This is a genomic window from Allobrachymonas chironomi DSM 19884 (genome assembly GCF_000374625.1).
Classification (GTDB): Bacteria; Pseudomonadota; Gammaproteobacteria; order Burkholderiales; family Burkholderiaceae_C; genus Brachymonas; species Brachymonas chironomi.
This window is the reverse complement of sequence record NZ_KB894788.1, coordinates 1-10,037: the sequence shown is the minus strand read 5'-3', so window position 1 is coordinate 10,037 and position 10,037 is coordinate 1. Positions and strand designations below refer to the sequence as shown.

The 10,037-nt window shown below is 62.1% G+C and carries 9 protein-coding genes and 1 pseudogene; 5 read left to right on the top strand and 5 right to left on the bottom strand.

Features of this window, described 5'->3' with window-relative positions; genetic code table 11:
• Positions 1-223 (bottom strand): annotated as a pseudogene (locus C513_RS0112065) (IS256 family transposase); the annotation flags it as partial.
• Between the two features lie 194 nt (positions 224-417).
• Between C513_RS0112065 and C513_RS13465 the strand changes: the two are divergent.
• Entirely contained in the window at positions 418-1,617 is a 1,200-nt protein-coding gene (locus C513_RS13465) for a capsule biosynthesis protein (protein ID WP_169335124.1), read from the top strand.
• A 60-nt stretch (positions 1,618-1,677) separates the two neighbouring features.
• Here the strand turns inward: C513_RS13465 and C513_RS0112055 are convergent, their stop codons facing one another.
• Positions 1,678-2,694: a class 1 fructose-bisphosphatase gene (locus C513_RS0112055; protein WP_018716253.1), complete on the bottom strand. Its 1,017-nt coding sequence runs from the start codon at positions 2,692-2,694 to the stop codon at positions 1,678-1,680.
• Positions 2,695-3,131: 437 nt separating this feature from the next.
• Between C513_RS0112055 and infA the strand changes: the two genes are divergently transcribed.
• Positions 3,132-3,395 carry a translation initiation factor IF-1 gene (gene infA / locus C513_RS0112050; RefSeq protein WP_018716252.1) on the top strand — a complete coding sequence of 88 codons (264 nt, stop codon included), beginning with the start codon at positions 3,132-3,134 and terminating at the stop codon, positions 3,393-3,395.
• Positions 3,396-3,522: 127 nt separating this feature from the next.
• On the opposite strand, the gene pepN is transcribed toward infA, so the two are convergent.
• Positions 3,523-6,216 carry an aminopeptidase N gene (gene pepN, locus C513_RS0112045; RefSeq protein ID WP_026320816.1) on the bottom strand — a complete coding sequence of 898 codons (2,694 nt, stop codon included), beginning with the start codon at positions 6,214-6,216 and terminating at the stop codon, positions 3,523-3,525.
• Between the two features lie 30 nt (positions 6,217-6,246).
• A protein-coding gene (gene prfB / locus C513_RS0112040; RefSeq protein ID WP_156816109.1) for a peptide chain release factor 2 occupies positions 6,247-7,360 on the bottom strand; the annotation gives its coding sequence in 2 pieces (ribosomal slippage) (positions 6,247-7,278 and positions 7,280-7,360; 1,113 coding nt in all).
• Positions 7,361-7,612: 252 nt separating this feature from the next.
• On the opposite strand from prfB, the gene ppa reads away from it, so the two are divergent.
• Positions 7,613-8,140 carry an inorganic diphosphatase gene (ppa, locus tag C513_RS0112035; protein ID WP_018716250.1) on the top strand — a complete coding sequence of 176 codons (528 nt, stop codon included), beginning with the start codon at positions 7,613-7,615 and terminating at the stop codon, positions 8,138-8,140.
• Between the two features lie 75 nt (positions 8,141-8,215).
• Here ppa and C513_RS0112030 read toward each other — a convergent pair whose 3' ends face one another.
• Positions 8,216-8,890, bottom strand: coding sequence for an arylesterase (locus tag C513_RS0112030; RefSeq protein WP_018716249.1), 675 nt, complete (start codon positions 8,888-8,890; stop codon positions 8,216-8,218).
• Between the two features lie 105 nt (positions 8,891-8,995).
• On the opposite strand from C513_RS0112030, the gene C513_RS0112025 reads away from it, so the two are divergent.
• Positions 8,996-9,712, top strand: a complete 717-nt coding sequence (locus C513_RS0112025; RefSeq protein ID WP_245552838.1) for an ABC transporter ATP-binding protein — start codon at positions 8,996-8,998, stop codon at positions 9,710-9,712.
• Positions 9,713-9,791: 79 nt separating this feature from the next.
• Positions 9,792-10,037 (top strand): transposase (locus tag C513_RS0112020; protein WP_026320817.1); only part of this gene is annotated, 246 nt, incomplete at its 3' end.

The following is a 10,037-nucleotide window of genomic DNA, read 5'->3' as shown; positions in this document are numbered from 1 at the left end:
CTGGCCGCTCACCCCCCGGTGGATATCCCAGATGATGGCTGAGCTCTCCACCCAAGGCACGTTCGATCAGCGCCTTCTTCAGCGCCATCGTCATGTCCTGGATCGATGCGGCCGTCATTGGGCCTTGCTGTACCAGCTGGTCCAGCAACTCCTCGGGGATGCTTGGCAGCGAGGCAGACTTCTCGGCAATCGCCGCGTTCTTCAACTTCGTTTTGCTTGACATACATGCTCCTGTTGCACATGGTATGCCTTACACACAAAATTTATGACAGGCTCGAGACTTTACAGAAATATGCTGGCTGTGCAGTTCTCTAAACCTGCTTCCGGTGATAGCATACTAGCCTCCTGGCTCCAGAAGGCGGAGGGCTATGTTTTGCCAGTAAGCCACAACTCCTCTCTATGCTGACCAACGGGTTGATGAACTTCAAAGGACAACATGTCCTGTTACTGCAAGGGCCTATCGGTCCTTTTTTCAGTCGCCTGGCCGATGACCTGCAAGCTGCAGGGGCTATCGTGCACAAGATCAACTTTAATGCTGGTGACTGGCTGTTCTATCGCAAGAATGCCGTCAACTACCGCGGCACCATGGTCGACTGGCCCTTGTGGTTCGAACACTATCTGGAGCAGAACCATATCGATGTGATGTTCCTGTTTGGCGATTGCCGACCGGTGCATGTCATGTCGCACTGGATTGCCGCTGGTCGTGGTATCAGCGTGGGCGTGTTTGAAGAAGGCTATGTGCGCCCCAGTTACATCACGCTGGAGTATTCAGGTGTTAATGGTTATTCGCTACTCTCTCGCAACCCGGAGCACTATCCACCCATCAAGGAATCCTTGCCCGTGGCCCGCGAGGTGGGTAGCGCCTTCTGGAATATGGTATGGTACGGTTTTTGCTATTTTGGCGTAGGCTCGCTGGGCAAGCCGTGGTTTCCGCATTACGTCCACCACCGGCCGCTCACTCTGCGTGAGGGATTTCCATGGGTGCGTTCGGCTTGGCGCAAGTGGTTGTTCCGCTGGACGGAGCGTGGTACTGAGGAGCGCCTGTCCGGGCCGCTGGCCAAACGCTATTTTTTGCTGCCGTTGCAGGTGCACAACGATTCCCAGATCCGAATTCATGCGCGCTGGGACAGTATGGAGCAGTTCATCGTCGCGGTGATGGACTCTTTTGCCCGTGAAGCTCCGGCCGACACCTATCTGGTCATCAAGCATCATCCCATGGATCGCGGCTACCGAAACTACCGTCGCATGATCCGTATTCTGGCCGAAGAGCTAAATCTGGCTGAGCGTGTCCTCTACATCCACGATCAGCATCTGCCTACCGTGCTCAAGCACGCGCGAGGAGTAGTGCTGATCAACAGCACGGTGGGACTGTCAGCCCTGTGGCATAAGGCCCCTACCAAAGTATGTGGGTCTGCCATCTACGACATTCGGGGCCTGACTTGGCAAGGCCCATTGGACGACTTCTGGAAAGCTGCGCCCAACCATGTTCATAACCGAGATATCCATGACCGTTTTCGAGACTATCTGATCCGACGCACCCAAGTAAATGGTAGTTTCTACAAGCCGATTCCAGGGGCAGGCAATGCCACTGGCGTGTACTGGGAATCGCGTTCGTAATATGACACAGGCTCCAGAAAGTGCCTGTGTCATGTCTGCAAGCGAATCAGGGTGGGTCGCTTACTGCTGAGCCTCCAGATGGTATTGCAGTACACGCTCCACCTCGTTTTTGCTGCCCAGTACCACACTCACGCGCTCATGCAGGGCGGTGGGTTGTACATCCAGAATGCGCTGCTGGCAGTTGTGTGCAGCGCCGCCAGCCTGTTCCACCAGCCAGCTCATCGGGTTGGCCTCGTACAGCAGACGCAGCTTGCCGGGCTTGGTGGGCTCGCGCTGGTCCCAGGGGTACATGAAGATGCCGCCACGCGTCAGGATGCGGTGCACGTCGGCCACCATGCTGGCAATCCAGCGCATGTTGAAGTTTTTTTCACGTGGACCTTCAACACCTTGCAGGCATTCATCCACGTAGCGGCGGATAGGTGGTGCCCAATGGCGCATGTTGCTCATGTTGATAGCGAATTCCTGGGTGTCTTCCGGAATCGTCACGTTTTCCTGTGTCAGCACAAAACTGCCCAGCTCGCGGTCCAGCGTGAACATGGCGACGCCATCGCCCACGGTCAGCACCAGCGTGGTTTGCGGGCCATACACGCAATAGCCGGCGGCTACCTGCTGGCGACCGGGCTGCAGGAAGTCGGCCTCGCTCACGCCGTCCTGGCCGGGATCCTTCTTGAACACGCTGAAAATGGTGCCGATGCTGACGTTGACATCGATGTTGCTGGAGCCGTCCAGCGGATCGAACATCAGCAGGTATTCGCCATGCGGGTAGCGGTTGGGCACCAGGTAGATGCCGTCCATTTCCTCGGACGCCATGGCCGCCAGGTGGCCGCCCCATTCGTTGGCCTCGATCAGCACCTCGTTGGCGATGATGTCGAGCTTTTTCTGCACCTCGCCCTGCACGTTTTCGCTGCCGGCGGTGCCTAGCACCTCGCCCAGCGCACCCTTGTTGACTTCGTAGCTGATGCGCTTGCAGGCGCGTGCCACCACCTCCAGCAGCAGGCGCAGTTCGCCGGGAATGCGGCCGTCGTGGCGCTGTTGTTCAACAAGATAGCGGGTCAGGCTGATGGTACGGGTGGGCATGGTGGTGTCTCGATACGAAAAAAGTCGGTGATCCCGAGATTATAGGGAAGCTGTGTTGTCCTGCCGGGTGCCAACGGCCGGCCGGGATGGGGTGCTGGCACATCCCCTGGGGAAACCCTTGACCCAGCCAGAATAAAGTTGTAAGATTACAGCTTTGCTGCTGCAACCGTTTACTACCGCAAGCAGCCACAGTTGTACAGCCTCTGGCATCTGCTGCCAGATCCCGGTCCGGCACCGGTGTTCACAGGCTGGAGGGTTTCTTCACCATGCCAATCCCTGCAAGGCCAGCACGCCGCTGGTGCCTGTAGTGGCTGCGTTTTCCTCTGTGGTTCCTGATTGCGTGTTGATCCCGGCCCACCAGGCCGTCGGCACAGCCGGTTATCCTGCCGGCATCGCAACCACAGCAGCCAGTGTGAAATCATTACCAGGAGAATTTCATGGCCAAGGAAGAACTGATCGAAATGCAAGGTGTCGTGGACGAAGTGCTGCCCGATTCCCGTTACCGCGTGACCCTGGAAAACGGCCACCCCATCGTGGCCTATTCCAGCGGCAAGATGCGCAAGCACCACATCCGCATTCTGGCGGGTGATACCGTTTCTCTGGAACTGTCCCCCTACGACCTGAACAAGGGCCGTATTACCTTCCGCCGTCTGGAGCCGCGTACCGGTGGCGGCGGCGCGCCGGCTTACCGCCGCCGCTGATCGGCTTGCGCCTGCAGCTTGACTGCAGGCAGCACCCACAGAAAAGCCTGGACTGCGCAAGCAGTCCAGGCTTTTTGCTTGGGCGCCCACCGCCCGCGGGCTGCCGGGGCAGGGCCCCGGCCTGCGCTCAGTCCGCCAGCGCGCGTCCCACCACCTCGCGCACATCCGGACTCAGGTCCTTCTTGCCGGCGACGCGGCGAATCGCTTCGCCGGCGGCAGTGCGGTAGGGTTCGGCCAGACGCTTCCAGTGGTCCATGGCGCGCGCCAGACGGGCGGCGATCTGGGTGTTGACGGCATCGAGCGCCAGCACCTGATCGGCCCAGAACACATAGCCGGCGGCATCGCGGCGGTGGAAGGCGCCGGGGTTGCTGTGGCAGAAGGCCGAGACCAGGCTGCGCACGCGGTTCGGGTTGGTCAGCTGGAAGGCCGGGTGCTGCATCAGCTGGCGTACCTGCGGCAGCACCTCGCCAGCGGCATCACTGCGCATGGCCTGCATGGCAAACCACTTGTCCACCACCAGCTGCTCGCCCTGGAACTGCTGGTAGAAGCGCTCCAGTGCCGGCTGTGCCAGCGGGCTGCGCGCCTGCAGCAGGGCCTGCAGTGCGCCGATGCGGTCGGTCATGTTGCCGGCATCCTTGCTGCGCTGGTAGGCCTTGCCCGTCCAGACGCTGTCGCCATGGTCGGCGGCCGCACGGCACAGGTTTTGCAGTGCCAGGTTGGCCAGCGCACGGCGACCAACGCTCACCGGGTCCAGGCGATAGGCGCCGGTATCCTGGTGCGCGTGCCACAGTGCTTCCCATTCGCCTGCCAGGGCGTGGGCGATCTGCTGGCGCAGCGCTTCGCTGACGTGCTTGATACGCTGCGGATCCACCACATCAAGCTGCTCGGCGATTTCATGTTCGGACGGCATGCACAGCAGCAGCTGCTGGAAGGCCGGATCCAGTTCCGGGTGCAGCAGCACGGCGCGCAGCGCGTCCAGAGTGGCGCTGTCCAGCACCTCGGTGACATCACCTTCGGCGCGCACGGCGGCCAGAGTTTGGCGCATGATCAGGCGCTGCGCTGCTTCCCAGCGGTTGAAGGCATCGCTGTCATGTGCCAGCAGGTGCAGCTGGCTGGCGGCATCTTCGCCTGCAACATCGAGCTGCACCGGCGCGGAGAACTGGCGCAGCAGCGAGGGCACCGGCGCAGCGTCCAGGCCGGTGAAGCGGAACTGCTGTTCGGCTTCAGTCAGCACCAGCACGCGTTCCAGCGGGGCCTCGCTGTCACCTTCCAGCTGCAGTGGCACGGGCTGGCCGTTGGCATCGATCAGGCCCATGCGCACCGGAATCAGGAAGGGCTGTTTGCTGGCCTGGCCGGGTGTGGCAGGGCAGGACTGGCGCAGCGTCAGGGTGTAGCAGCCGCTGGCGGCATCGAACTGACCGTTGGCGTGCAGGCGCGGCGTGCCGGACTGGCTGTACCAGCGCTTGAACACGTCGAGCTGCTGTGCCAGCGCGCTGTCCGGGTTGGCATCGGCCATGGCCAGGGCGAAGTCGTCGCAGGTCACGGCCTGACCGTCGTGGCGCTGGAAGTACAGGTCCATGCCCTGGCGGAAGCCATCGCGGCCGACCAGGGTCTGATACATGCGGACGACTTCAGCGCCTTTTTCGTACACGGTCGAGGTGTAGAAGTTGGAAATTTCCTGGTACTGGTCGGGGCGCACCGGGTGCGCCATGGGGCCGGCGTCTTCGCTGAACTGGCGGCTGCGCAGGTCGCGCACGTTCTGGATGCGGCACACGGCGCGGGCGCTGGCGCTGTGCGCCAGGTCTTCGCTGAACTCCTGGTCGCGGAACACCGTCAGGCCTTCCTTCAGGCTCAGCTGGAACCAGTCACGGCAGGTGATGCGGTTGCCGGTCCAATTGTGGAAGTACTCGTGGCCGATCACGCTCTCGATGCCGTCAAAGTCGGCATCGGTGGCGGTAGAGGGCTTGGCCAGCACGTACTTGGTGTTGAAGATGTTCAGGCCCTTGTTCTCCATGGCGCCGGCGTTGAAATCGCCGGTGGCCACGATCATGAAGCGTTCCAGATCCAGCTTGAGGCCAAAGCGGGCTTCGTCCCAGGCAATGGCGTTCTGCAGCGAGCGCATGGCGTGTTCGGTCTGGTCCAGATCGCCGGGACGCACGAAGATCTGCAGCAGGTGTTCCTGGCCATCCCGCGTGCGGATGCGCTGCTCGCGCGCCACCAGCTTGCCGGCCACCAGCGCAAACAGGTAGCTGGGTTTGCGGAAGGGATCTTCCCAGATCGCGTAGTGGCGGCCGTCTTCCAGCGCGCCCTGTTCCAGCAGATTGCCGTTGGACAGCAGCACCGGGTAATCGGCCTGGCTGGCGCGCAGCGTGACCTTGTAGGTGGCCATCACGTCCGGGCGGTCCAGGAAATAGGTGATGCGGCGGAAGCCTTCGGCTTCACACTGGGTGAAGAAACAGCCCTGGCTGGTGTACAGGCCCATCAGCTCGGTGTTCTTCGAGGGATTGCAGGTGGTGAAGATCTCCAGCGCAATCGGATCGCTGCCTTCGGGCAGGTTTTCCAGCACCAGCTGGCCGCCATCCAGCTTGAAGGAGCAGCCCTGGCCGTTCACCATCACGCGCGCCAGGTTGAGCGCCTCGCCGTCCAGGCGCAGCGGCTGCGCCGGCACATCGGGATTGCGGCGCAGCGTCATGCGGTTGAGCACGCGCGTCTTGACCGGATCCAGGTCGAAGGTCAGGTCCACATGGTCGATCCAGAACGCCGGAGCGGCATAGTCCTGGCGTAGCACCATGGGGGAGGGGGTATTGGCTTCTCGGGTCATCTCTCTCGTTCTCGGGTTGCTGCGGGGCGCTTACGCGCTGCCCACATTGGCCTTCAGGGAGGCTTCGATGAACACGTCCAGATCGCCGTCCAGCACTTTCTGGGTATTGTTCACCTCGACGTTGGTGCGCAGGTCCTTGATGCGGCTGTTGTCCAGCACATAGCTGCGGATCTGGTGGCCCCAGCCCACATCGCTCTTGGACGATTCCAGCTTTTCCTGCTCTTCCATGCGCTTGCGCATTTCGTGCTCGTACAGGCGCGAGCGCAGGCGCTGCCAGGCCACGTCACGGTTGCTATGCTGGCTGCGGCTGTCCTGGCACTGCACCACGATATTGGTGGGGATGTGGGTCAGGCGCACGGCGGAATCGGTCTTGTTGATGTGCTGGCCGCCCGCGCCGGAGGCACGGTAGGTATCCACACGCACATCGGCCGGGTTGATGTCGATTTCGATCGAATCATCGATTTCGGGATAGACGAACACACTGGCAAAGCTGGTGTGGCGGCCACCGGAGGAATCGAATGGCGACTTGCGCACCAGGCGGTGCACGCCGGTTTCGGTGCGCAGCAGGCCGAAGGCATACTCGCCCTCGATCTTCAGGCTGGCGCTCTTGATGCCGGCCACGTCGCCCGGGGTTTCTTCCTGGATCTCGACGCTGAAGCCCTTGCGCTCTGCATAGCGCACGTACTGGCGCAGCAGCATGCTGGCCCAGTCGCAGGCCTCGGTGCCGCCGGCGCCGGCCTGGATGTCGAGGAAGGCGTTGCTGGGATCGGCCGGCTGGTCAAACATGCGGCGGAATTCCAGTGCCTCGACCTGCTCGGTGATGTCGGCCACGTCGGCCTCGATGGCGAGCAGGCTGGCTTCGTCATCTTCCTCGTAGCTCATCTCGTACAGCTCGGTGCTGTCGGAGATGTTCTGGCCGAGTTCATCCAGCACCACGACGACGCCGTCGAGCTGCTTTTTTTCCTTGCCCAGCTCCTGCGCCTTCTTGGGATCATTCCAGACGGCGGGATCTTCGAGGGCGGCGTTGACGGTTCTCAGGCGTTCGGACTTGGCAGGGTAGTCAAAGATACCCCCGTAGGTCCTGCACGCGCTCGGCGAGATCGGACAGGTGGGTGCCAATGGCGTTGATGCGTTCTGCTTCCATGGAGAATTCCTTTATATATATGTCTTGCAATGTCTGGGGATGCGGGAAGGGCGCTGCAGGAGCGTGGCACGCGATGCGGAGCGGCAACCGGGCTGCGCTGGCGCAAGATGGCGATTCTTCGCGCAAAATAGCCTGTCATTGTCGCATGCTTTGCCGGCAGGGGTGCGGGTTTGCCGGATGCCGGAATCGCTCCGGACTGCGTTAAAATCTGCGCGATTCGTAACCGTTTTTCACCTACACAGAGAGCATCCCATGTCCCTCGACAAAGTTACCCCTGGTTCCAAGCTGCCCGAAACCTTCAACGTCGTGATCGAGATTCCGGCCGATGCCGCTCCGGTCAAGTACGAAGTGGACAAGGATTCCGGTGCCGTGTTCGTGGACCGTTTCATGACCACCGCCATGCACTACCCGGTCAACTACGGCTACGTGCCGCAAACCCTGTCGGGCGACGGTGACCCGGTGGATGTGCTGGTGATGACCCCGTTCCCGCTGCAGGCTGGCGTGGTGATTCCCTGCCGCGCGCTGGGCATCCTGAAAATGGAAGACGAAGCCGGCGTGGACGGCAAGGTGCTGGCCCTGCCCACCACCAAGATCTGCCCGCAGTACAACCACATCAACAAGCTGGAAGACCTGAACCCGCTGACGCTGGAAACCATTTCCCACTTCTTCGAGCACTACAAGGACCTGGAAAAGGGCAAGTGGGTCAAGGTGCTGGGCTGGGGCGGCCTGGAAGACGCCACCAAGGAAATCACCGACGGCGTGGCCAACTACAAGGGCTGATCACGCACAGGCCCGCGCTGGCTGGCGCGGGTGGGTGAGGCAGGGCGATCCGCAAGGGTCGCCCTTTTTGCTGCCTCAGCGCCGCGCCGCAGCAGCGGCCAGCAGTTTTTTCAGTTCCGGCAGCACATTGCGCATGATGATGGGCTGGGCGCTGGCATTGGGGTGGATGCCATCGGCCTGGAAGTACTGGCGCGCGTTGGTCACATCGCCCACACCCTTGAGCAGAAACGGCACCAGTGCCACCTTGCGTTCGCGCGCGATGCGGGCATAGGTCTCGGTCAGGCGGCGGGTGTAGTCGGCACCGTAGTTGGGCGGCACCTGGATGCCCAGCAGCAGTACCCTGGCACCGGTCTGGCGGGCCATGTAGACCATGCTGTCGAGGTTGTCCAGCGTCTTGTCGAGCGACAGGCCGCGCAGGGCATCGTTCGCTCCAAGTTCGATGACCACCACGGCGGGCTTGTGCTGCTGCAGCAGACCGGGCAGACGGGCACGGCCGCCGGCGCTGGTGTCACCGCTGATGCTGGCATTGTGGATACTGGCGCTGATCTTGTCGGCCTGCAGCTGTTGCTGCATCAGCGCGACCCAGCCGCTACCACGCGCCAGGCCATATTCGGCACTGAGGGAATCGCCCACCACCAGCACCTTGCCAGGGGTGGCTGCCTGCAGGCCATGCCAGGGCGCAGACAGGCCGGCCAGGGCCAGGGTGGACAGGAACAGGCGGCGGTTGAAGGGGGGGGTGTGTGCGTTCATGCCTGTAAGGATGCCATCTGGCGCGCAGAGTTCCGTGCGTGTGGGCATATGGCAGCCGGCTTGGTTACGATAGTTGTCTTTCAGGACCACTACAGGAGCCCGACCATGCCCGAGATGCATGCATCCCCTATGGCCAGCGTGCCGCCCGCCATGATTCAGGTGCGCCAATTGAACAAGACCGTGCAGGATGCCGGCGGCCCGCTGACGATTTTGCATGATCTCGACTTTGACATTGCCCGCGGCAGCAGCACGGCGATTGTGGGGGCATCAGGATCGGGCAAGAGCACCTTGCTGTCGCTGCTGGCCGGGCTGGATGTGCCCAGCAGTGGCAGCGTACTGGTGGACGGTCAGGATCTGTTTGCCCTGGACGAAGATGCCCGCGCTGCCCTGCGTGCCCGCAAGATGGGTTTTGTGTTCCAGAACTTTCAGCTGATGCGCAACCTGACAGCACTGGAAAACGTGATGTTGCCGCTGGAGCTGCAGCAGCGGCGTGATGCCCGCCAGGCCGCAATGGCGATGCTGGAGCGGGTAGGGCTGGGCCAGCGCCTGCAGCATTACCCGCGCCTGATGTCTGGCGGCGAGCAGCAGCGCGTGGCCTTGGCGCGGGCCTTTGTGGTGCGGCCTGACATTTTGCTGGCCGATGAGCCTACCGGCAGCCTGGACCACGCCACGGGCGCACGCGTGATGGCGCTGATGATGGCGTTGAACCACGATCTGGGCACCACGTTGGTGCTGGTGACGCATGACCGGGAGCTGGCGGGGGCCTGTGACGTGCAGCTGGAACTGGAGGCTGGGCGGCAGAAAGTTGCCCATCCCAAGTAACAGTGGGAAAGTGTGAATTATTACCGGCTTGAACCGCCCCGGGTTTCGAGGAGGCCCCAACTCTTGAGAAGATGGAGCCATGAACAAGTCCAACAAGTTTTCCCCGGAAGTGCGCGAGCGCGCTGTGCGCATGGTGCAGGAGCATCGAGCCGAGTACCCTTCGTTGTGGGCAGCTATCGAATCGATTGCGCCGAAGATTGGCTGTGTGCCGCAAACCCTGCACGATTGGGTCAAGAGAGCCGAGATCGACGCTGGCCTGCGTGCGGGTACCACGACCTCGGATGCGCGACGCATCAAGGAACTGGAGCGCGAAGTCAAGGAGCTG

Bases quoted from the DNA above. Each gene is read 5' to 3' on its own strand.
- C513_RS0112025 (WP_245552838.1), top strand. From the start codon at position 8,996: ATGCCCGAGATGCATGCATCCCCTATGGCCAGCGTGCCGCCCGCCATG.
- C513_RS0112055 (WP_018716253.1), bottom strand. From the start codon at position 2,694: ATGCCCACCCGTACCATCAGCCTGACCCGCTATCTTGTTGAACAACAG.
- pepN (WP_026320816.1), bottom strand. From the start codon at position 6,216: ATGACCCGAGAAGCCAATACCCCCTCCCCCATGGTGCTACGCCAGGAC.
- infA (WP_018716252.1), top strand. From the start codon at position 3,132: ATGGCCAAGGAAGAACTGATCGAAATGCAAGGTGTCGTGGACGAAGTG.
- C513_RS13465 (WP_169335124.1), top strand. From the start codon at position 418: ATGAACTTCAAAGGACAACATGTCCTGTTACTGCAAGGGCCTATCGGT.
- C513_RS0112030 (WP_018716249.1), bottom strand. From the start codon at position 8,890: ATGAACGCACACACCCCCCCCTTCAACCGCCGCCTGTTCCTGTCCACC.
- ppa (WP_018716250.1), top strand. From the start codon at position 7,613: ATGTCCCTCGACAAAGTTACCCCTGGTTCCAAGCTGCCCGAAACCTTC.